Origin of the sequence: Micromonospora sonchi (assembly GCF_014646235.1) — a bacterium.
In the GTDB taxonomy this organism is placed as follows: domain Bacteria; phylum Actinomycetota; class Actinomycetes; order Mycobacteriales; family Micromonosporaceae; genus Micromonospora; species Micromonospora sonchi.
On record NZ_BMNB01000010.1, the window covers coordinates 112291 to 132843 of the forward strand.

Below are 20553 nucleotides of genomic sequence, written 5' to 3' on the forward strand. Positions count from 1 at the left end.
CGGCGCCCGCGTCACCCGCCGTCGCGGCAACGGTCTGCGGCGTCCCCGGAGCCGTCCGGACGTTTGCCCTGCCTGGGGGCGGGAACCGGGCCGGAATGACGAAACCTCGTGTGGTGATCGTGGGGGCCGGGTTCGCCGGTTACCACGCGGCCAAGACGCTGAGCCGGCTGGCCCGCGACCAGGCCGAGATCGTCCTGCTGAGCACGACCAACTACTTCCTCTACCTGCCGCTCCTGCCGGAGGTCGCCGCGGGGGTGTTGGGGCCGGGCCGGATCGCGGTGCCGTTGACCGGCACGTTGCACGGCGTACGGGTGGTCATCGGGGAGGCCGATCACGTCGACCTGCAGAACCGCTGGGTCGGCTTCACCCAGCCGGAGGGGGACCGCAACCGGCTGGCGTACGACCGGCTGGTCCTCGCGGTCGGCAGTGTGAACAAGCTGCTGCCGATCCCCGGGGTGACCGAGTACGCGCACGGCTTCCGCGGCCTGCCGGAGGCGCTCTTCCTGCACGACCACGTGATCCGGCAGGTCGAACTGGCCGAGCAGGCCGAGGATCCGGTCGAGCAGCAGGCCCGGGCCACGTTCGTGGTGGTGGGGGCCGGCTACACCGGGACCGAGGTGGCCGCGCAGGGGCAGTTGTTCACCGACGCGCTGGTCGCGCAGCGTCCCCGGTTGCACATCCGGCCGAAGTGGATGTTGCTGGATGTCGCGGCCCGGGTGCTGCCCGAGCTGGACCAACGGATGTCCCGGACCGCGGACCGGGTGCTGCGCCAGCGCGGGGTCGATGTCCGGATGGGCACTTCGGTGGCGGTCGCCACCGCGGACGGGGTCAAGCTCACCGACGGCGAGTTCATCCCCACCTGCTCCCTGGTCTGGTGCGTGGGCGTACGCCCTGATCCGTTCGTGGCGGAGTTGGGCCTGCGGACCGAGAAGGGGCGGCTGGTCGTCGACGAGTACCTCACCGTCCCCGGCTTCCCCGAGGTGTACGCCTGCGGCGACGCCGCCGCCGTGCCCGACCTGTCCCGACCGGGCGAGATCTGCGCCATGACGGCCCAACACGCCCAGCGGCAGGGCAAGTTGGCGGCGCACAACATCGCCGCCTCGTACGGGCAGGGCCGTCGCCGCCCGTACCGCCACCACGACCTCGGTTGGGTGGTCGACCTGGGCGGTAAGCAGGCGGCGGCGAACCCGCTCAAGGTGCCGATGTCCGGCCTGCCGGCCAAGGCGGTCACCCGGGGTTACCACCTGCTGGCGATGCCGGGCAACCGGGCCCGGGTGGGCGCCGACTGGCTGCTCGACGCGGCGCTGCCCCGCTCGGCCGCGCAGCTCGGACTGGTTCCGGCCAACGCCGTTCCGCTGGAGAGTGCGTCGCCGGAGATGCCGACCCGCACCCGCTGAGCGGCGGGCGCGGGGTTGGCCGGCGGGTACGGTGCTCAGCCGCCGGCCAGGCCGGCGCCCGCCTCCTCGATCGCGGCGTCGACGGCATGGGCGAGGTCGATGTCCACCGCCGTCACCGCCCCGGCGTTTCGTGAGCCGACGGCGAGTACGGCCGTCGTCCGGTCCGCCCGGCCAATGCGGGGTGCGCGGCCGGTCTGTTCCCGAAGCCGGTCGAGCCGGTCCAGGACCCGGTCGAGGTTGTCCGCCGGCAGCTCGAGGGCCCGCGACAGCGACGTGCCGTCATGCGCCCAGTAGGGCAGGTCGTGCAGTGCGGCACGCAACTGCGCGCCGGACAGCGGCACCGCGGTGCTGCTCGCGCCGACCAGCCCGCCGCCGACCGGTGTGGGATTCAGCAGCTCCCGCAACTCATCCGGCACGTGCAGCGACTCGACCAGGTCATGGTCGTGCTCGGCGAGCGCCGCCAGGGTGGCCTCGGCCTGGTAACGGGCCTGCTCCGGGCTGCGGCCGCTGATCCGACCCACCTCGGCCAGAAAACCGGGCAGGTCCCGGTGCCGCTGGATGCCGTCGACCGGCACGACGTCGTGCAACGAATCCGGCACTGCGGCCAGCAGCCGCCCGCGTTCGGCCGCCTCCAGCACCGAGGCCAGCACCAGCACCGTCGACTCCACCCCCACCTTCGCGGTGCGGAAGTCGACGCCGGCGCGTCGGCCGACGTCCTCGACCAGATCCCGGTACCCCACCGTGGTGACTCCCGGCGCCTCGCGGCCAGCCTGCGGACGAGGCCGAGGGGCCTCCGGGACGCCGGCCGGCGGCGGAGCGGGTCCGCCACGCGTGGTGTCCGCTTTATGGCGGCCTCCGGCCGGTGCGGGACCGGCCCGGTTGCTCTGTTGCAGGTGGGTGAGTTGCTTGCTGGCGCTGAGGCTGGCACCGGTGTCGGCCGCCTGCCGGCCGCGTTCCCGGGCCTGTCGGGCCAACGCCCGGCGGCGCTGGTTGTCGCCCTCCATCTGCTTGCGCATGGTGACACCTCCGCTTCGCGTTGTTGCGGATCCTCGCTGGCCTTCCCGCCGCTGCCGGCCCCGAAACGAGGGGCGCCGAGCCCGCAGTCGCCTGCTCGATGCCGCCGAAGACGGGTTCACCCCGCCGGGGTGAGGGGTGCTCACCCGAACGCCGCCGACCATCGAGCTGACCTGAGCAGCGGCCTGCCGTCGAAGCGGACCGCCGGAGGGGACCTTGAGCCATCCTCCGGCCCCCGACCCTTGGTCCCAGGGTCGGGGGCCACCCCGCCTGGACCTGCCTGGGCCTCCACGCTTCTTGCCGGTCTCCACTCGATCCGCCGGCCCGGCGTAGTCGCGGGACAGGGTGGTTCAGGCGGTGGCCGTAGGTTGATCGTCCGGTTCGGTGGCCACTGATCGCTCGGCGCCGACCATCCGGGCGAGCAGACCGGTGACTCCGGTCATGTCCAGGATGGCCGTGAGGAACCGAGGCACTGAGCGCAGTCGCAGGAGCACGCCCTCGCGCTGCCCCTCGCGCCAGGCGTGCACGATGACGCCGAGCCCGGTGCTGTCGATGAACGTCAGCTCGGCGAAGTCGAGCACGAGGCTGGCCGGCCCGGTCTGCAGGACCCGATCGACCTCGGCACGTAGCGGAGTCGCCGTCAGGTACGCGAGGTCTCCGCCCACGCGGATGACGGGCGCGTCGGAATCGGAGCGGTCGACACGGACGCTCAGCGGCGCCGTCTCGGGCCTTCGACCGTGGGACAGCACGATCACGCCTTCCGCGGCTTGCGGGCGGGCAGGGGGTCGTTTCGGATCGTAACAACCATCGAAATCGCCGCAGCGGCGTAGACTACGGCGCGCCGCGGGGCCCGCTCTATACTTGCTCCACCGCAAGCGTTCCCGCCTGGACGGCGAGAGGGGATTTCCCGTGACGTTGACCGTCACGTACGCCGAACGTGGCGAAGGAGGCCCAGCCCGCCTCCGTCTCGCCGGTGAGCTCGACATGAGCAGTGCCCCCGAGCTCAATGCCGTCATCGATCGACTGGCCGCCGCCGGCGAACGCCGGCTCCTGGTCGACCTGACCGACCTCACGTTCTGTGACTCGACCGGCATCGCCGTCTTCGTCCGCGGTGACAACCGCGCGGCTGCCGAGGGCGGGTGGTTGCGGGTCACCGGCGCGACCGGGCGGGTGGAACGGGTCCTCAAGCTGACCGGCCTGGCCGAGGTGCTCGGGTACGGGACCGAGACCGCCGACCCGGCGGCCACGGACCGCCCGGCGATCGGCTAGATTTTGCCGCCGATGCGGGATCGGCGGATCCCGTTCTCCGACCTGAGGCAGGTAGTGATGGCCGCTCGTGTGCTTGACCCGGTTCGCATCCTCGTGGTCGACGACGACCCGGGCGACGTGCTCATGATCGAGGAAGCCCTGGCGACGTCGGACGTCGAGAAGGTCATCGACGTGGTCGGTGACGGCCAGGAGGCGATGGAGTTCCTACGCCGCGAGGGCCGGCACACCGGCGCCCAGCGCCCGGACGTGATCCTGCTCGACCTGAACATGCCCCGGATGGACGGACGCCAGGTGCTGGGCGAGGTGAAGGGCGACCGGGATCTGCGGACCATCCCGATCGTCGTGCTGACCACCTCGAACGCGGACACCGACATCATCAGCAGCTACACCCTGCAGGCCAACGCGTACGTCACCAAGCCGATCGACCTGGACGACTTCAACGACGTCGTGCACCGCATCGACGAGTTCTTCGGCCGGGTGGTCGTGCTGCCGAAGCGGGCCTGATCCCGCGCCGGCGGCGCAATGTCGGTGCCCGCGTGCCGGTCAGGTGGTCAGTGCGGCCACGATGGTCCTTGCCCGCTCCTCGTGCTGCGCGTACGCGTAGGGAAAGGCGGAGACCTGCACGGCCTGGGCGGCCATCGTCACGCTCATCTGCTGCCAGCCGGGTACCTTTAGCAGCGCCGCGTAGAACGCCTGGGCCGCGTACGCCGGACGCATCAGGTCCCGTACGCTGCCCCAGCCGCTGCTGGGGCGCTGCTGGAACAGCCCGACCGAGTCGTGGTCCCAGCCGATCGCCTGGTGCGGGTGGTTCTGCGACTCGGGCAGCACGCCGCTGGCGTAGTTGAGCAGCGTGCTCTCCTGCATCGCGGTGGCGACGGCGATGACCAGGCCCTGGCGCGGGATCTTCAGCTTGACGCCGACGTCGACGATCACCTTGGCGTTGTCCATCTGCGCCTGGGTGAGCCCGGCGACCGGCTTGGGGCGTGCCGGTGTGGTCTTCGTCTTCTTCGGCTTCGGGCTGGCCGGCGGCTTGGCCGACGCCTTGGCGGTCGGCGAGGCGCTCGGGCTGGCCGGGGTGGGGGAGGGGCTGCGGTCCAGCGAGCGGGAGGCGGGCTCGTCCTGCGCGGCCAGCGCGCGGTCGGTCGCGGCCTCGGCCACCTGTGGCGCGGGCGGCTCGGCGGTGTCGCGACTCGCGACGGCCGCCGCCCCTGCCGCGACGAGGCAGCAGGTCACTGCGGTGGCGAGGGCCACCCGGACGGGGATGGCGCCCAGCAGGGCGCGACCCCCGCGGCGCGCCCTGCTGGGCAGGGCGCGGACCCCGCGGCGCGCCGGTTCGGCGGCGGCGGGTCGATCATTCGGCTGTTCGGATGACGCTCCATCGTTCGAACGGGTCGCCGGGGGCTGGGGGGTCAGCTTCTGGTCGATCTGGTCGTCGGAATGCACGGCGCCGAGGCTAGAAAGCTCTCGGCCCGCTGCCATCGGCCTAGCCGGTGGAATGAGTCACATTTTACGGAGATCTGTAGGGCTATTCGCCGCGTACGCTGCCATAGCGGAGATCAGCCAGCTATCCGTTGTTTCGGTAATGCCGGAAATGTCGATGGAATGCGGTAGCTAACGGTGATCTTGCCGCGGCCGATGACCGCCTCGGCCGCATCGTCCGGACGGTGGTGGGGTCTGCTCACCCGAACGTCACGGCGGCCCCGGGCGATCGGGCCACCCGACGCGCCCGCCGCGGTCCAGGTCGCCGGACGTCCACCGCCGGACGTCCTCCACGACTTTCGGGCGGGAAAGCGTCAGTGTCGGCCGTGCTCGACCGGGGTGACGGTGAGCCGGTGCCGGCCGCCGTCCGCGCTGGAGAACGGCCACAGCCGGTCGGCCTGCTCGACCAGTTCGGCGAGCTGCCGCCGGGTCAGGCCCACCGAGGAGATCGAGGCGTGCACGTCGGCCCGGTACCGGCCGTCGTCGTCGCGATCCAACGTCGCCTCGGCGCGTACCTGCACGGTGTGCGCCTCGTCCGTGATCGCGCCGGCCGCCTCCACCGCCGCGTGGTGCAGGCAGGAGGCAAAGGCGGCGGCGAGCAACTGCTCCGGGGTCAACCCGGAGCAGTGCGGCGCCAGCGGCGAGGCGAGGGCGGTGGAGAGCGCCCCGTCATCCGTGCGGACGTGACCGCCCTCGGCGGTCGCGGTGGCAACCTCGTTCAGCCTGGAACTCGGCATCGCGTTCCTCCCGTCACTCCCCGCCCGGCTACCCGAGCCCGGTCGGGTGAAACCGGGACTACCCGCCGGGCCGACTCTCGGTCACCTCGGCCGTCCCGGTCACCTCGGCCGTCGCCCCGGGGAGTGCGGCCGCTGCCTCGGTCACCTCGGTCGCCGCGCGGTCGGTCCACGGGCTCACCGAGGGCGGTCGCGGCCGCGGCATCAGGGGCTGGTGCATCGGCACGTACACCCGGGCGTCGACCGCCTCGGCGAGCAGCAGCGCCGCCACCAGGCTGCTCGGTCGCCGGGTCGGCTCCTCGGCCAGCAGGCGGCGGCACAGGTCGGCCACCTCGGCGGGCAGGCCGGGGAGATCGGGAAGGGGTTGCGGAGGCTGCCGCCGTTGCGGACCGAGCAGCTGGGTCACGCTGTCGGCGGCGTACGGCAATCGCCCGGTCAGGCAGTAGTAGAGCAGCACGCCGAGGGCGTACATGTCGGCCGCCGGCGTGGCCGGGGCCCGGTGCAGCTGCTCCGGGGCGAGGTAGGCCGGCGTACCGATCACCACCCCGTCGGGCGTCGGGTCGGCGGCGCCGGTCGGGGTGGCGATGCCGAAGTCGAGCACCTTCACCCCGGACGGGGTGAGCATCACGTTGGCCGGCTTGACGTCGCGGTGCACGATGCCGTGCGCGTGGGCGGCGGCCAGGGCGGCGCTCACCTCCGCGCACACCCGGACCGCGATCCGCCAGTGCAGCGGGCCGGCGCGCAGGTGCGCGGCGAGCGTGTCGCCCATGGCCAGCTCCATCACGATGTACGGCGTCTCGTGTCCGGGCAGCGTGACGCAGGTGCCGAAGTCGTGCACGCTGGCGACGTTGGGGTGGACCAGACGGGCCGCCGAGCGGGCCTCGGCGCGGATGCGGGCCACCGACTCCGCACCGTCCGGTTGCCCGGGCGACAGCAGCTTCACCGCCACCTCGCGGTCGAGCACCTCGTCGTGCGCCCGCCAGACCTCCGACATGCCGCCGAGACCGACCCGCTGTTCGAGCCGGTACCGCCCGTCCAGCGTCCTCATCGCCCGCTCCTTGCCCTCGTGCTGCCCCGCCCGGCGTGCCTGCCGCGCGGCGTCCGCACGGTACCCCGCGTCCGATCAGGGCAAACCGGCCTCGCAGCGGGGCTGGTGGGGTTAGCGTGCGAGCCGGGACGCCAGTGCCGGAACAGTGGGAGGCGGAGCAGGGCGATGAGTGAGGTGACCGTACGGTTCATCGGTGGGCCGGCCCACGACACGGTCCGGGCGCTGCCGGCCGGGCCGGACGGGACCCCGCCTCGGCTGTGGGTGCTGCGGCGGTCCGAGGCGGCACCCGCCCCGGCCGCCGACCACCTCTACGCCCGGCAGCGCCCGGAGGACAGCGTCTGGACGATGCGCTTCGTCCGCACCGACCCGGTGGGCGTGACCGAGTGACGCGCCGGCCCCCGGCAACAAGCCGGTGTCGCACGAGCGTGGCAGGCTGGCGACGTGTACCGGGAACGATCGGCCGGCGTCGCCGGCGCGGTGCTGTGGACCAGCACCGCACCCGCCGACCCCGTGCCGACCCGGGTGCTTCCGGACGGCTGCCTCGACCTGCTCTGGTCCAGCCGGGCCGGGCTGCTGGTGGCCGGGCCGGACCGCACCGCGTTCCTCAGCGCCGGCGGGCCGGGGGAGCGGTGGGTCGGGCTGCGGCTGCCGCCCGGGGTGGGCCCGGCGGTGCTGGGCGTGCCCGCCGTGGAGCTGCGTGACCGGCGGGTGCCGCTGGCGGACCTGTGGGGTCCACGGGTCACCGCGCCGCTGGCCGACCGGGCCGAGGCCGACGCCGCGGCCGTCCTGATCGAGGTGGCCGCACACCGGCTGCGCGTCGCCGGCGGTCCGGACCTGCTCGGCACGCGGGTGGCCGCCGCGCTGGCGGTCGGCACCACGGTGGCCGCGACCGCCGCCGAGGTCGGCCTCGATCCGCGCGGTCTGCTGCGGCGCAGCCGACACCTGTTCGGGTACGGCCCGAAGACCCTCGCCCGGATCCTGCGGATGCGCCGGGCGTTGGCGTTGGCCCGCGCCGGGGTGCCCCTCGCCGAGGTGGCCGCCCACGTCGGCTACGCCGATCAGGCCCACCTGACCCGCGACGTGCGCGCTTTCGCCGGCGTGCCGCCCACGGCGCTGCTCGGCGGCTGAGTCGATCGCCGACTACTGATCAGGGGTGGGCGCGAAGAGGTCGACGGCGTTGCCGTCGGGATCGTGCAGGACGGCGTAGCGCTGGCCCCAGGGGGCGTCCCACGGCGGCCGGTGACCGTGGTGACCGGCGGCGGTCAACTCGGCGTACCAGCGGTCGACCTCGGCCGGGTCGGCGCAGCGGAAGGCCAGCCCCGCCCGGGGGCTGCCGGCCGGCGGGGTCCAGCCGGGGTCGATGGAACGGACCGTGGCGATGTCGTCCCAGGCGAGACGCAGGCCGCCCGGCAGGGTCACCTCCACGTGCGGGTCCTGCTCGGCACCGGCCGGGATGTCGAGCCCGAGCCGGCGGTAGAACTCCAGCGTGCGGGCCATGTCGGTGGTGACGAGTCCGATCATGTCGAGGTATGGGGTCATGTCGGAAGGCTACGAGCGGCACCGAGCCCCCGTCTTGAACGAAACGGACCCGCGAAGTCCGCGTTGTACCCGACAGGGCAAGAGAGAACGCGTACGGTGGGACAAGTCTTACTACGCGAGCTAAGTCTGAAATGTGAGGAGCGGTCGGTGAACCACTTGGCCTACCTGGACGCGGGATCGGGCAGCCTGATCGTGCAGGCGGTGGTCGGCGGGATCGCCGGCGTCGCGGTGGCCGCCAAGCTCTACTGGCGCAGACTCGTCAGCCGCTTCCGCCGCCAGCCCACCGACCAGAGCTGACCCGTCCGGCATGGTGATCCCCGACCTCGGCCGGGCTTCGCGACCCGCCGTTGGGGCCGACGCCGGGCCACGCGTCGAGCCCGGCTCGTTCCGCGATCCGGCGAACCAGGTGTTCCACGCGGGTGGTGAGGTGCTCCGCGCGCTCGACGAGACGGCCGCCGCGCACTGGCGGGCCCTGGCCGGCAGCACCTTCTTCCCATCCCTGGTCGCCGCCGGCAAGGTCTGCGGAACCGAGGAGTTGCCGCCCGGCGCGGCACGACAACTGCTCGCGGCCGACCGGCTCGGCGGTGCCGAGCCGTGGCCGGCCTGGGCGGCGGTGCTGCGGCACGAGCGCATCCCGTTCGTCTCCCACCCGTACGAGTGGTCCTACGCGATGCTGCGCGACGCCGCGCTGCTGCACCTGGAGATCCTCCGGACGGCCCTGCCGGCGGGCTTCACCACCAAGGACGGCTCGGCGTACAACCTGCAATGGCGGGGCAGCCAGCCGGTCTTCATCGACGTGGGCTCCTTCACCCCGCTGCGCGAAGGCGAACCCTGGGCCGGCTACCGGCAGTTCTGCCAGACCCTGCTCTACCCGCTGTTGCTTGGCGCCCACCTCGGGTTGGACTTCCAGCCCTGGCTGCGGGCCCGGATCGACGGCATCGAGGCGGATCAGATGAGCGCCCTCCTGCGCGGCCTGCGCCGGCTGTCGCCGGGCGTGCTGACCCACGTCCACCTGCACCGCAGCGTGCAGCGGCGCAACGCCGACCGCAGCACCGCCGACGTGCGGGCGCAACTGCGCGACGCCGGCTACACCCGGCAGATGGCGCTGGCCACCGTACGCGGGATGGAGAAGCTGGTGCGGCGTCTCGATCATCGGCCGGCCGCCAGCCACTGGGTGGACTACCAGCGCACCTGCGGCTACTCCGGCGCTGACCGGGCGGGCAAGGAGCGGTTCGTCACCGCCGCGCTGACCGGCGCGCAGCGCAGTCGCCTCGTGCTCGACCTGGGCGCCAACGACGGCCACTACTCCCGCCTCGCCGCCCGGCACGCCGACTACGTCGTCGCCGTGGAACAGGACCCGGCGGTGGTCGACCGGCTCTACCGCACCCTGCGTGCGGCGGAGGAACGGCGGGTGCTGCCGCTGGTGCTGGACCTGGTCGACCCGTCGCCCGGTGGCGGCTGGCGGGGCGTCGAGCGGGCCTCGTTCGCCGCCCGGACCGGCGCGGACACGGTGCTCGCCCTGGCGCTGGTGCATCACCTGGCGATCGGGCGCAACGTGCCGCTGCCCGAGGTGGTGGCGTGCCTCGCCGGGTACGCCGCGCCCGGCGGCCGGCTGGTGGTGGAGTTCGTCCACCCCGACGACCCGATGGCCCTCCGGCTGCTGGCCAACAAACCGGAGGGGATCTTCCCCGACTACCGGCGGGACACCTTCGAGGCGCTGCTGGACGGGTACGGCTCGGTCGATGATCGGCTGGAGTTGCCCTCGGGCACCCGCACCCTGTACCGGGTGACCCTGGGTGGCTGACCGTGCCAGCGCCGGCCCCGGTCCCACCGGCGGTTGGCGGTCCGAGGCAGGTCGGCTGCTGGAGGTCGCGGGCCTGGTCGGGTTGGTGATCACCCAGCCGCTGCTGGACGTGCTCGGCCGCAGCCCGGACTTCTTCCTCTTCCACCGCGCCGACCGGGGCGAGATCCTGCTGCTGGTGGCCCTGGTCGTGGTGCCGCCGACGGTGGCGCTCGGGCTGCTCGGCGCGCTGTCCGGGCTGGCCGGAGCGTCCGCCCGGGCGGCCACCCACACCCTGCTGGTGGGTCTGCTGGCGGCCGCGTTGGCGGTGCAGGTCGGCCGGCACGTCACGCCGCTGCGGGGCGTACCGCTGCTGCTCGTTGCCGCGATGGTGGGTGCCGCCGCGGCGGTCGCCCACCGGCGTGGGCGGTTCCTACGCGCGGGGCTGCGCCTGGCGGCCCTCGGGCCGTTGCTCTTCGTCGGGCTGTTCCTGTTCGCCTCGCAGACCGGACCGGTCGTGCTGCCGCGCGGCGACGGCGGGGCGGCCGGCACGGCCACCGGCGACCGGCACCCGCCGGTGGTCATGCTGGTCCTCGACGAGCTGCCGCTGGTCTCCCTGCTGAATCCGCAGGGCGGCATCGACGCCGAACGGTTCCCGCACTTCGCCGAGCTCGCCGCCGCCTCGACCTGGTACCGCAACGCCACCGGGGTGAGCGGCTGGACGCCGTACGCGTTGCCGGCGATGCTGACCGGCCGCTACCCGGCGGAACCGGTCGCGCCGCACTTCTCGCACTATCCGGACAACCTCTTCACCGCCCTCGGCGGGTTGTACGACATCCGCGCCGAGGAGAGCATCACCCGGCTCTGCCCGCCCAGCCGCTGCGAGCAGCCGGTCACCCCGGAACAGGGCCTCGGTGTGCTGGTGCGCGAGACCGGCAAGCTGCTGCGCCAGGTGACCTCGCCGTGGGACAGCCACATCGATCCGGAGCACTCGTACCGGGAACGCACCGCCGAGGAGGCGGGCATCGACGCCGCCGAGCCCGTGCCCACCGACCCGAAGTTCCGCTGGGACACCCTCACCGTCAACCAGCCGGCCCGGTTCACCAGCTTCCTGCGCGGCCTGGCCCCCGCCACCCGGCCGACACTGCACTTCCTGCACCTGCTGATGCCGCACCCGCCGTGGGCGTACCTGCCGTCGGGCGCGCGCTACGAGGCGCCCGAGGACTTCCCCAACGAGGGGGAGGGGTGGGTGGAGCTGGCCCGCGAGCGCCACCTGGCGCAACTCGGCTACACCGACCGGCTGATCGGCGAGACGCTGCGCACCCTGCGCGAGAGCGGGCTGTGGGACCAGGCGTTGGTGGTGGTCACCGCCGACCACGGGGTCAGCTTCACCAAGGGCTTCCAGGGGCGGGGGCTGGACGCCATCCGGGCCGCCCCGCAGCAGGTGGCCTGGGTGCCGATGTTCGTCAAGACGCCGGGGCAGCGCACCGGCCGGGTCGACGACCGCAACTGGCAGCACGTCGACCTGCTGCCGACGATCGCCGACGAGGTCGCCATCCGGCTGCCCTGGCCGGTCGACGGCCGTTCCGCCCGCCAGGCCCCCCGTACCGACCCCGGCAAGCTCTTCTACGACCGGCCCGGGGAACCGATCCCGCTGCCCGGCGCGGTGCCCGCAGCGATGCCGCCGCCGACCCCGCATCCGCTGGTGGGCACCACCGTGGGCGCCGCGCCGGCCGGCGGCACCGCCCGCATCGGTGGGCAGGACGCGTTCCGCTTCGTCGATCCCGACGAGGGCGTGCTCCCGGGCATGATCTGGGGCACCCTGCCGGAGACGGTGCCGAACGGCACCGAGCTGGCGGTGGCGGTCAACGGCACGATCGGGACCGTGGTGCCGGTGGTCGGGTCGGATCCGGGCGGTCGTCGCTTCGCCGCGCTGCTCGCCGACGACCGGCTCTTCCGCGCCGGCGACAACCGCCTCGATCTGTACCTGGTCCAGGCCGGTGGCGGGTTGCGCCACCTGACGATCTCCTGAGGCGCCTCTTCGTCGGCCGAGCCGGCCGGCGGCGCTGAGCCCTCGCACGCCCTTTTCTGTCTGCGGTTTTGCACGCTCCGTGTGCTTCTCGCTGCGCTCCGTCCCGGCTGTCCGGGTTTCCCAGCTCGACGGTCGGGAATCGGGTGACGCATACCTCACCGCCAAACCACGCGGGGCAGTGTCGCCGCAACCGCAATTACGGTAGAAGCGAAGGCAATTCAACGTAGATCTGCCGGCAAAGCGAGGAAACACATGACGGAAGTCAAGCTCGATCACCCCGGCGGGCAGCTGTCGATGCCGGTACATTCCGCGGTCGAGGGCCCCGCCGGGATCGGTGTCGGTAAGTTGCTGAAGGAAACCGGGCTGACGACGTACGACCCCGGGTTCGTCAACACCGCCGCCTGCTCGTCCGCGATCACCTACATCGACGGCGACGCGGGCATCCTGCGTTACCGGGGCTACCCGATCGAGCAGTTGGCCGAGAAGAGCTCCTTCCTGGAGGTCTCCTACCTACTGATCTACGGTGAGCTGCCGACCCCTGAGCAGCTCTCCGGGTTCAGCGAGCGAATCCGCCGGCACTCGCTGCTGCACGAGGAGATGCGCCGCTTCTTCGACGGTTTCCCCCGCGACGCGCACCCGATGGCCGTGCTCTCCTCGGCGGTGAGCGCCATCTCCACCTTCTACCAGGACAGCCTGGACCCGTTCGACGCCGAGCACGTGGAGATGTCCACGTTCCGGCTGATGGCGAAGGTGCCCACCATCGCCTCGTACGCGTACAAGAAGTCGATCGGGCAGCCGCTGCTGTACCCGGACAACTCGCTGAGCTACGTGGAGAACTTCCTGCGGATGACGTTCGGCGTGCCGGCGGAGCCGTACGAGGTCGACCCGGTGATGGCCCGCGTGCTGGACATGCTCTTCCTCCTGCACGCCGACCACGAGCAGAACTGCTCCACCTCCACCGTGCGGCTGGTCGGCTCCAGCAACGCCAACCTGTTCGCCTCGGTCTCCGCCGGGGTCAACGCGCTGTTCGGGCCGCTGCACGGCGGTGCCAACCAGTCGGTGCTGGAGATGCTGGAGCGGATCCAGGCCGACGGGGGCGACGTGCGGTCCTTCGTCCGCAAGGTCAAGAACCGCGAGGACGGCGTCAAGCTGATGGGCTTCGGCCACCGGGTCTACAAGAACTACGACCCGCGCGCCGCGATCGTCAAGCAGGCGGCCCAGGACGTGCTCGGCCGGATGGCCAAGCCGGACCCGCTGCTGGAGCTCGCGGTGCAGCTGGAGGAGATCGCGCTCGCCGACGACTTCTTCGTCTCCCGCCGGCTCTACCCGAACGTGGACTTCTACACCGGCCTGATCTACAAGGCCATGGGCTTCCCGACGAAGATGTTCACGGTGCTGTTCGCCCTGGGCCGGCTGCCCGGCTGGATAGCGCAGTGGCGCGAAATGATCAACGACCCGGAGACCAAGATCGGCCGCCCGCGGCAGGTCTACACCGGCGCCGACAAGCGCGACTACATCGACAGCACCCAGCGCTGAGGTGCGAGGACGGCCGCCGGCCCCCGGTCAGGGGTCGGCGGCCGCCGGTGTCCGCGGGGAGGGGGTTGGGCCCCGCGGCAGATCAGTGGGCCGGGTGGTCGTCCTCGTCGCCGGCGGTGGTGGACAGGGTGCCGAGCACCTGGTTGATGACGTGGATGCGGGCCCCGGCCGCCTGGTAGTCGGCGCACACCGTGTCGGCGCGGCCGTCGACGCGGGCGCCGGCATCGTGGCCGGTGACGGTGAGGCTGGTGCCGGCGAGGGTGGTCACGGTGCCCGCGGCGACCAGTTCGGCCACCGGCAGCGCGCCGGTGACCACGTGGTCGCGGAGCAGCGTACGCAGCGTGTCGGTGTCGTGCAGCAGCAGCTCGTCGAGGTTGGACCGGGAGAACTTGGCCGCGAACGCGTCATCGGTCGGGGCGAGGACGGTCACCTCCGTCGTCCCGGACAGCTCGGCGGCCAGGCCGGAGGCCCGCACCGCCGCCTCGAAGGTGGTGAGCACGGGAATCCACTGGAGAGCCTGATCGGCGGGCTGGTCGGCCAGCGAGTCCGGGTTGCCCGGTTCGGTGCCGGCCGGCAGTTGCTCGCAGAGCGGCCCGGTCACGCTGACGGCACGCGGCGCGGCGGCGTCCGCCGTACGGTCGCCACGGTTGCCGCCGGCGTCGGTGCAGCCGGTCACCGCGAGCAACAGGGCCAGGGTCGCCCCGGCGAGCGGTACCGCACCCCGGGTGCGCCGTGGCGCCGGCGTTCCGGCCGCGGCAAGGGTGTCGGTCACGATCTCCTCCAGTCCGTGGGGGGTACCGGCAGGCCGGACGCGGATCCGGCCTGCCGGTACGAGGGGTACGAAACTCAGCCGATCACAAGCGTCCGCACTGGCTGGACTTCGGACCGCTCACCGAGTTGGCGACCTCCAGGTTGACCGGCGCGGGGGTGTTGCCGGTGCAGCTCAGCGGGCCGTTGACGGTGTTGCCGGCGACCAGCGGTGCGACGCCGGTGTTGTTGACCACGTTGACCGGGCCGTTGGTCCGGTTGCCGACCAGCACCACCGGGCCGCGGACGCCGCTGGCGTTCACCGGACCGTGCACGGTGCTGTCGGTCAGCACGAAGCCGGCCGCGCCGGAGGCGTCCACCGGGCCGTTGATCGAGCTGCCGTTGACGATCAGCGTGGCGCCCGGCTGGACCCGGACCGGGCCCCGGACGGTGGCGTCGGCGAGGCAGGCCACTCCGGACACCACCAGCGGACCGTTGTGGGTGCCGGTCAGCGTGGGGGCGATCCGCTCGCCGGCGACCAGACCCTCGGCGGCCTGCCCGTCCAGCAGCAGCGGCACCAGACCCCGCTCCGGCTGGGACAGCGGGACGAGGTAACCGTCGGCGATCTTGACCACCTTCCAGCCGTGGGCGGCGAGCCGCTGGGCCACAGTGGTCTGCCGTCCGCTCGGGCCGTCGGTACGCGCACCGCGGTACTGCTCCTCGGTGAGCTTGTAGGCGCACGGCGGCTGGTTCAGGATCTGGTTCTCACCCGGCGCGTCCAGCGGCGGCGGGGTGTCACCCGGGTGCGGCGCGGGGTGGGCCGGGATCGGGCGGGAGCCGCGGAAGACGATCCGTCCGGTGTTCGCGGACTGGAACGTGATCGCCTCGGCGCGGGCCTTGGTGATGTCGGTGACGCGCGCCGAGTGGTACGCCAGGAACTGGTTGAAGGTCCACAGCGCCGAGTACGTCTTGCGCCGACGGTTGTTGGCGGTGTTGCTCTCGTCCGGCCGGGTCGGGCCGCCGGAGCTGCGCAGCTCCAGCAGGGAGTTGACCACGTTCTTCAGGCCGAGGGTGTTGCGCAGGATGGTCTCCTCACCCAGACCCACGTTGGCCCCGGTGCACCCGTACGGGCAGGCCCACCAGCCGTCCTTGGCGCCCTCGGCGTACATGTGACCCTCGATCATGTGCTGCGACTCGTCGAAGATCCCCTGCGCCACGTTCTGGTGCCGCGGCGGCAGCATCGGCAGGTCACCGGTGTTGGCGTTGCCGTACTCGTGGCCGTCGTAGCTGGCGATCGGCCGGTAGTCGCGGATCATCTCCACGAAGGCCTGGGTCTCCGGCTGGCGGATCAGCGAGTAGTCCCGGTTCAGGTCCTGACCGGTGGAGTTGCCCCGGCTGTTGGCCGCCCGGCCGTCGCCGTTGATCGTCGGCAGGATCAGCATGGTGGTCTTCGACAGCCGGTCGAGGGTGGCCGGGTCGTCGGTGAAGGCCAGCTGCCGGGCCATGATGAAGCAGGCCTCGCGGTCGCCCGGCTCGTTGCCGTGCACGTTGCAGTTGACCAGCAGCGGGTTCGTCGCGGCCACGGCCGCCGGGGTCGCCGGCGGGGTGGGGTAGCCGATGACGAACATGTTGATCGGCCGGTTCTGGATGGTGCGGCCGATCTCCACCACCCGGACCCGCTCGCTCAGCTCGTCGATCGCCGAGGTGTAGGCGTACTCGTTCACGTCGCTGGTGTACTGCGCGCCCAGCGTGGTCTCCCACTGCGTACGCAGGTTCTGACCGGAGGTGGCCGGGTCGCCCCAGTGCGCGTTGGTGGTGCCGGTGACCGGGGCCGAGTACGGCTGCGCCGTGGTGCCGAAGCGGGCGCGGACGCGCCACTGGAACCGGTTGCCGGGGACGAAGCCGGCGTCGGCGAAGGTGGGCTCGGAGTTGTTGATCTGGCGGTTCGGCCGCCAGACGCCGACGATCACCGGGTTGCCGGTGGCGGTGTCGTCGTCGGCGACCGGGGTGCGTTCGATCTGGTAGTCGGTGGCCCCGTCGACCGGGGTCCAGGCGAGGGTGGCGTACCCGTCGGCCTGCGCCACGGTCAGGCCCTGGACCTGGTTCGGCTCCGCGGTCAGCTGGGCGGTGGTGGCCGACAGTTGCCCGTTGGCCTGGGCGGGTTGTGCGGTCGCCGCGAGGGTGACGGCGAGCAGGGCCGAGAAGACACCGGCCGTTGTCCGTCTGTATCTCAAGGGGCATCTCCAAACAGGAGGGATGATCGGGTACGCCCAGCACACCCGTCCACGCCCGCCCACGGGCCCATGAGCAGCGATTCTTGAGGATGGCTTGAGGTTCCCGCCGGCTGTTCCGTACCTCGCATCGGCCGAACTGCGACAATCCAGGCGGTCAGTCGACGCGGAGGCGGTAGCCGACGCCGCGTACCGTCTCCACCAGGCCGGGGTCGTCGAGTTTGCCGCGCAACGCCGCGACGTGGACGTCGAGGTTGTGCCGGGTGGCCCAGGTGGTCTGCCAGACCTCCAGTTGCAGCCGCTCCCGGGACACCACCAAGCCCGCCTGCCGGGCCAACGCCACCAGCAGGTCGAACTCCTTGCGGGAGAGCCCGACCTCCCGCTCGCCGACCCAGACCCGCCGGGCGTCGACGTCGATGCGCAGCGGGCCGGCCTGCAACGTGGTCGCCGTCCGGACGGTACGCGAGGTCCGCCGCATCACCGCCTCGATGCGCGCCTGCAACTCGACCATCGAGAACGGCTTCACCACGTAGTCGTCCGCGCCGGCCCGGAGCCCGGCCACCCGGTCCTGCTCCTCGCCGCGGGCGGTCACCGCGATGATGGCCACCACGTCGTCGTGCTGGCGGATCCGCCGGCACACCTCCAGGCCGTCCCGATCGGGCAGGTTCATGTCGAGCAGGACGAGGTCGACCCGTTCCGCCTCGACCGCCTCCGCGGCCGTGACCGCCTGCGTGACCTCGTGCCCCCGCCGCCGCAGCGCCGAGGCGAGACCCGCCGACACCCGCAGATCGTCTTCCACCAGGAGCACCCGCACCGACAAACCTCCTCAACCCGCCGCCCCCGTGGAATGGTGCGAGTCTGTCGGATGTGAACAGTTGTTCACCAGTACGGATGCAAGATCGTGACCGTAGAAGAGCCGGCCTGGTGTGCGGGGTTTCCCCGACCCGATCTGGGGGATCGCCGGATGGAAACGTGTCGACGGCCTCGTACCGTCGGATTCCTGGTCATCACCCGCATCCAAGGGAGGGCATGACATGCGAGGACATCTCGGCCGGTGGGGCCTGACCGTCGCCCTGGCAGCGGCGCTGGTCGTCACCGGTGGCGCGGTACCGGTCGCCGCGAAACCCGTCAACGACGACCGGCAGCGGCTCCAGGTCGCGGTCAATGATCTTCACGACCTCGGCATCACCGGCGTGCAGGGGCTCACCCGCGTCGACCGTACGACCACCCGTGCCCGAGCCGGCGTCGGCGATCTCGGACGGGGCACGCCGGTGCCGCTCGACGGGCACTTCCGGATGGGCAGCAACACCAAGACCTTCGTCTCCGTCGTCGTCCTGCAACTGGTCGGTGAGGGGAGGCTGTCGCTCGACGACACTGTCGAGCGATGGTTGCCGGGAGTCGTCGCCGGCAACGGCAACGACGGCCGTCGGATCACCGTCCGTCATCTGCTCCAGCACACCAGCGGCATCTACAACTACACCAACGACATCGCGGCACTCACCTCCCACGAGGGGTACCTGGCGCACCGGTTCGACCACCACGAGGCCGCCGACCTCGTCGCCCTGGCGATGAAGCACGAACCCGGCTTCGCGCCCGGCACCCGGTGGGACTACTCCAACACCAACTACATCCTCGCCGGGATGCTCATCGAGAAGGTGACCGGCCGGTCGTGGGCCACCGAGGTGCGCAGCCGGATTCTCCAGCCGCTCGGGCTACGACAGACGTCGACGCCGGGGGACCGGCCGTTCCTGCCGGCACCGCATGCCAAGGGCTACCAGCAGTGGACCCCGGGCGGCGCCCTCACGGACACCACCCTGTTCAACCCGACCGTGGCCGGCGCGGCCGGCGACATGATCACCACGCCGAGCGACCTGGCGCACTTCTGGCAGGCGCTGCACCGCGGTCAGCTGCTCAAACCGCGCCAGATGGCGCAGCTGCACGACTCGGTGCTCGCCGACACGTTCCAGGACTTCATCCCGGGAGCGCGATACGGCCTGGGCATCATGTACATCCCGAACCGGTGCGGCGGCTACTGGTCGCACGGCGGTGACGTGCCGGGCATGAGCACCGCCAACGGAGTCAGCGCGGACGGCAGGCGCGTAGCGGTCATCTCCCTGACCACCCAACTCGCCACCGAAGAGGCGGCCCTCGCCGTGTACGCCCGCACCTTCCGCCTCATCGACGACGTGATCTGCGCCCCCGCGTAAGCCACCTCGCCCCGTCGATCATGAGGTTGGCGGCAGTGGTCGATCTTCAAACTGCCGCCAACCTCATGGTCAACCGGGGGTCAGCGCAGGCCGGCGGCGGCCAGGAGGTTTCCTTCCGGGACCGCCGGGCGGGGGCGGCCGTGGGTCAGCTGGTGGGTGGTTCGCTCGGTGACGAAAGTGGGGGACTGGGCGATGGCTGCGGCGTATGTGGCGGCGGTGCGGCTGGCGATTGCGGCCCAGCCGTACCGCTCGTCGACCATGGTGCGGGCCCGACGGGCCAGCTTGCGGGCGCGGTCGGTGTCGGACAGCAGGGCGTGCACGGCGTCCGCCAGGGCGTCCGGGTCGTGCGGACGGAAGGTCATGCCGGTCACGCCCGGCTCGACGATCTCGGCGAGCCCGCCGGTCTCGGCGACCGCGAGCGGCGCGCCGGCGGCGGCGCCCTCCAGCGCGACCATGCCGAACGGTTCGTAGATGCTGGGCACCGCGAAGCAGTCCGAGGCGGCCAGCACCGCCGGCAGGTCGGTGCCGCCGAGGAAACCGGGCAGACTGACCGTGTCGGTCAGGCCCAGCCGGTGCACATCCGCCTCCAATTCGGCCCGGTACGGACCGTCGCCGACGATTACCGCGCGCAGCCCGGGGTGCCGCTCCCGCAACCTGGGCAGGCCGGCGAGCAGGTGCTGCACGCCCTTCTCGTAGACCAGGCGGCCGGCGAAGGTGATCAGCGGACCGTCGGCGGCGAACCGGGCCCGCGCCTGGGCGACCGTGCTGGCCGGCACCCGCCAGCGCTGCGGCTCGACCCCGTTGGGCACCACGTCGACCCGGCCGGCCGGTACGCCGAACAGCCCGGTCACCTCGTCGCGCATGTAGCCGGAGCAGACGATGACCCGCGTCGACTCGCCGCCGAGCCAGTGCTCGACACCGTGGATGGTGCGGTTCATCTCGCCGGGCAGCCAGCCCTGGTGCCGGCCCGCCTCGGTGGCGTGGATGGTGCTGACCAGCGGCAGATCCAGGTGCTCGCGCAGGGTCATCGCGGTGTGCGCGACCAGCCAGTCGTGCGCGTGGATGACGTCGTACCCGCCGGTGCCCGCGGCGCGCAGCGCGGCCCGGGTCAGCGTGTGGTTGAACGCCATGGTCCAGGCCAGCAGGCTCTCGGTGGCCAGCGGGAAGGTCACCGGATCCTCGGCGGCACGCACCACGCGTACGCCGTCGACGTACTCCTCCAGCGGGGCGCCCTCGGCGTGCCGGGTGACGACGGTGACCTCGTGCCCGGCAGCCGCGAGGGCCACCGACAGGGCGTGCACGTGCCGGCCCAGCCCGCCCACGAGCACCGGCGGGTACTCCCAGGACAGCATCAGGATGCGCCGGGTCTGGGCCGGCAGCGCCGACCCGGACTGCGCCGGTACCTGGGGTCGCGAGGCGAGGGTGGGTCGGTGGATCCGGTCCGTGGCGGTGGCGGTGCCCCCGCCGACCCGCATGGTGGTCACAGCAGTCTCCGTCCGTGCAGCAGGGAACGCGCCGACATCGATGGCGGCGAAAGGCA

Annotated in this window: 20 protein-coding genes; 10 read left to right on the plus strand and 10 right to left on the minus strand. The window is 72.3% G+C overall.

Annotated elements, in window-relative coordinates:
* Positions 1–95: 95 nt before the first annotated feature.
* On the plus strand, positions 96–1397 hold the full coding sequence (locus tag IEY61_RS12985) for an NAD(P)/FAD-dependent oxidoreductase (RefSeq protein ID WP_189043897.1): 1302 nt from the start codon (positions 96–98) through the stop codon (positions 1395–1397).
* A gap of 35 nt (positions 1398–1432) precedes the next feature.
* On the opposite strand, the gene IEY61_RS12990 is transcribed toward IEY61_RS12985, so the two are convergent.
* Both IEY61_RS12990 and IEY61_RS31175 read right to left on the minus strand, forming a co-directional pair.
* Positions 1433–2413 (minus strand): DUF2267 domain-containing protein, encoded by a 981-nt coding sequence (locus tag IEY61_RS12990; protein ID WP_189043899.1) that lies wholly within the window; start codon positions 2411–2413, stop codon positions 1433–1435.
* A gap of 348 nt (positions 2414–2761) precedes the next feature.
* Entirely contained in the window at positions 2762–3166 is a 405-nt protein-coding gene (locus tag IEY61_RS31175; RefSeq protein ID WP_373293144.1) for an STAS domain-containing protein, read from the minus strand.
* Between the two features lie 154 nt (positions 3167–3320).
* On the opposite strand from IEY61_RS31175, the gene IEY61_RS13000 reads away from it, so the two are divergent.
* Both IEY61_RS13000 and IEY61_RS13005 read left to right on the plus strand, forming a co-directional pair.
* Entirely contained in the window at positions 3321–3680 is a 360-nt protein-coding gene (locus IEY61_RS13000) for an STAS domain-containing protein (protein WP_189043903.1), read from the plus strand.
* Between the two features lie 57 nt (positions 3681–3737).
* Positions 3738–4184: a response regulator gene (locus IEY61_RS13005; RefSeq protein WP_189043905.1), complete on the plus strand. Its 447-nt coding sequence runs from the start codon at positions 3738–3740 to the stop codon at positions 4182–4184.
* A 39-nt stretch (positions 4185–4223) separates the two neighbouring features.
* On the opposite strand, the gene IEY61_RS13010 is transcribed toward IEY61_RS13005, so the two are convergent.
* The 3 genes from IEY61_RS13010 to IEY61_RS13020 all read right to left on the minus strand — a co-directional run bounded on the left by IEY61_RS13010 (position 4224) and on the right by IEY61_RS13020 (position 6941).
* Positions 4224–5123 carry a hypothetical protein gene (locus tag IEY61_RS13010; protein WP_189043908.1) on the minus strand — a complete coding sequence of 300 codons (900 nt, stop codon included), beginning with the start codon at positions 5121–5123 and terminating at the stop codon, positions 4224–4226.
* A gap of 350 nt (positions 5124–5473) precedes the next feature.
* Entirely contained in the window at positions 5474–5896 is a 423-nt protein-coding gene (locus tag IEY61_RS13015; protein ID WP_189043910.1) for an OsmC family protein, read from the minus strand.
* A 58-nt stretch (positions 5897–5954) separates the two neighbouring features.
* Complete coding sequence (locus tag IEY61_RS13020) at positions 5955–6941, minus strand: serine/threonine-protein kinase (RefSeq protein ID WP_189043912.1); 987 nt, start codon at positions 6939–6941, stop codon at positions 5955–5957.
* A 165-nt stretch (positions 6942–7106) separates the two neighbouring features.
* On the opposite strand from IEY61_RS13020, the gene IEY61_RS13025 reads away from it, so the two are divergent.
* Both IEY61_RS13025 and IEY61_RS13030 read left to right on the plus strand, forming a co-directional pair.
* Positions 7107–7328 carry a DUF8847 domain-containing protein gene (locus tag IEY61_RS13025; protein ID WP_189043914.1) on the plus strand — a complete coding sequence of 74 codons (222 nt, stop codon included), beginning with the start codon at positions 7107–7109 and terminating at the stop codon, positions 7326–7328.
* Between the two features lie 54 nt (positions 7329–7382).
* Positions 7383–8069, plus strand: coding sequence for a helix-turn-helix domain-containing protein (locus tag IEY61_RS13030; protein ID WP_189043916.1), 687 nt, complete (start codon positions 7383–7385; stop codon positions 8067–8069).
* Between the two features lie 12 nt (positions 8070–8081).
* Here IEY61_RS13030 and IEY61_RS13035 read toward each other — a convergent pair whose 3' ends face one another.
* Positions 8082–8480, minus strand: coding sequence for a VOC family protein (locus IEY61_RS13035; RefSeq protein ID WP_189043918.1), 399 nt, complete (start codon positions 8478–8480; stop codon positions 8082–8084).
* A 147-nt stretch (positions 8481–8627) separates the two neighbouring features.
* On the opposite strand from IEY61_RS13035, the gene IEY61_RS13040 reads away from it, so the two are divergent.
* From IEY61_RS13040 to IEY61_RS13055, 4 genes are all read left to right on the plus strand, one after another.
* Complete coding sequence (locus tag IEY61_RS13040) at positions 8628–8777, plus strand: hypothetical protein (protein ID WP_155220336.1); 150 nt, start codon at positions 8628–8630, stop codon at positions 8775–8777.
* A gap of 10 nt (positions 8778–8787) precedes the next feature.
* A complete protein-coding gene (locus IEY61_RS13045; RefSeq protein ID WP_189043920.1) occupies positions 8788–10284 on the plus strand; it encodes a class I SAM-dependent methyltransferase in 1497 nt (498 codons plus the stop codon).
* Complete coding sequence (locus IEY61_RS13050) at positions 10277–12292, plus strand: sulfatase-like hydrolase/transferase (protein WP_189043922.1); 2016 nt, start codon at positions 10277–10279, stop codon at positions 12290–12292. The genes IEY61_RS13045 and IEY61_RS13050 overlap by 8 nt, the downstream gene beginning before the upstream one ends.
* Before the next feature lie 252 nt (positions 12293–12544).
* The gene (locus tag IEY61_RS13055) at positions 12545–13828 is read left to right on the plus strand and encodes a citrate synthase (protein ID WP_189043925.1); all 1284 of its coding nucleotides are present in this window, start codon (positions 12545–12547) and stop codon (positions 13826–13828) included.
* A gap of 82 nt (positions 13829–13910) precedes the next feature.
* Here the strand turns inward: IEY61_RS13055 and IEY61_RS13060 are convergent, their stop codons facing one another.
* The 3 genes from IEY61_RS13060 to IEY61_RS13070 form a co-directional block, all read right to left on the minus strand.
* On the minus strand, positions 13911–14600 hold the full coding sequence (locus IEY61_RS13060) for a fasciclin domain-containing protein (RefSeq protein ID WP_189043927.1): 690 nt from the start codon (positions 14598–14600) through the stop codon (positions 13911–13913).
* Between the two features lie 82 nt (positions 14601–14682).
* Complete coding sequence (locus tag IEY61_RS13065) at positions 14683–16809, minus strand: M14 family zinc carboxypeptidase (RefSeq protein ID WP_229705867.1); 2127 nt, start codon at positions 16807–16809, stop codon at positions 14683–14685.
* Positions 16810–16963: 154 nt separating this feature from the next.
* Positions 16964–17620, minus strand: coding sequence for a response regulator transcription factor (locus IEY61_RS13070; RefSeq protein WP_189043929.1), 657 nt, complete (start codon positions 17618–17620; stop codon positions 16964–16966).
* A 220-nt stretch (positions 17621–17840) separates the two neighbouring features.
* Between IEY61_RS13070 and IEY61_RS13075 the strand changes: the two genes are divergently transcribed.
* Complete coding sequence (locus tag IEY61_RS13075) at positions 17841–19013, plus strand: serine hydrolase domain-containing protein (RefSeq protein WP_189043931.1); 1173 nt, start codon at positions 17841–17843, stop codon at positions 19011–19013.
* A gap of 80 nt (positions 19014–19093) precedes the next feature.
* On the opposite strand, the gene IEY61_RS13080 is transcribed toward IEY61_RS13075, so the two are convergent.
* Complete coding sequence (locus IEY61_RS13080; RefSeq protein ID WP_229705868.1) at positions 19094–20497, minus strand: glycosyltransferase family 4 protein; 1404 nt, start codon at positions 20495–20497, stop codon at positions 19094–19096.
* Positions 20498–20553 lie beyond the last annotated feature (56 nt).